Annotated in this window: 1 protein-coding gene; it reads right to left on the bottom strand. The window is 39.9% G+C overall.

Translation table 11 applies throughout. From position 1 onward, the window contains the following. Positions 1 to 717 (bottom strand): IS110 family transposase (locus tag E5336_RS12270; RefSeq protein ID WP_135981394.1); only part of this gene is annotated, 717 nt, incomplete at its 3' end. Positions 718 to 828 lie beyond the last annotated feature (111 nt).

Here is an 828-nt window from a genome sequence, read left to right as displayed (position 1 = left end):
CATCTCCACAGTCTGCCGGATTTCTATTTCCATTGCGAAATTAGAATGACCGATCGATTGTTTGGCTGCAGATTTGAGCTCTTCCGCAGTGATAGAAACGCAGCGTCCTCTATCTACGATCAAAGCTTTCCGAAGAGTTCGTATGTCTGTAGAAGCAATGTTTTCGGCACTCTGAAAGTCATGGAGAACCTTTAAATAGGTATTTGAATAAGCGGTAGAGAACAAAGAATCAAATTCCGGAAAAGTGATATCGATCAACTTCTTCAATCGATTTTTGTAGATATTACTGGATTTGGTCAGGTGCAGACGATAGCGAGTAAGCTCGCGAATCTCATGATAAGAGAAATGATCATCTTTGATGATTCGATAAAGTCTAGGCATTGCCAAGGCAGAACCAATCGTAACCGAGTCTAGTTTGTCGTTCTTGGCTTTACCAAAAGCCAAGCGAATATGATTGGTAGCTAAAGGATTAAGCATGGCCACTTTCAATTCTTTGGATAAAAGAAAACGTTGAAGATTATCGCCATAATGGCCAGTATCTTCCATACCGATAATGTAATCATCATTGGTGAAAGAGGAAACGGTAGATAAAAACAATTGGAAACCAATGATATCGTTATTGAAGTCAAAAGGTTCAACGTAAACGACACCATCATTATCAATGACAGAAGCTGTATGTTTGAATTTACTGACATCGATGCCGATCAAATAGCGCATAAGAGCACCGTCCTTTCTAAAATGAGCGAATGGAATCTCCACTTACAAAGTATTCGACTGATCCTGGTACAAGAACTCAAAGGCCCACCCAACTGATCGCAATTCTGAATA

It is taken from the genome of Dubosiella muris (genome assembly GCF_004793885.1).
GTDB classification, from domain to species: domain Bacteria; phylum Bacillota_I; class Bacilli_A; order Erysipelotrichales; family Erysipelotrichaceae; genus Dubosiella; species Dubosiella muris.
This window is presented reverse-complemented; position numbering and strand designations above follow the sequence as displayed.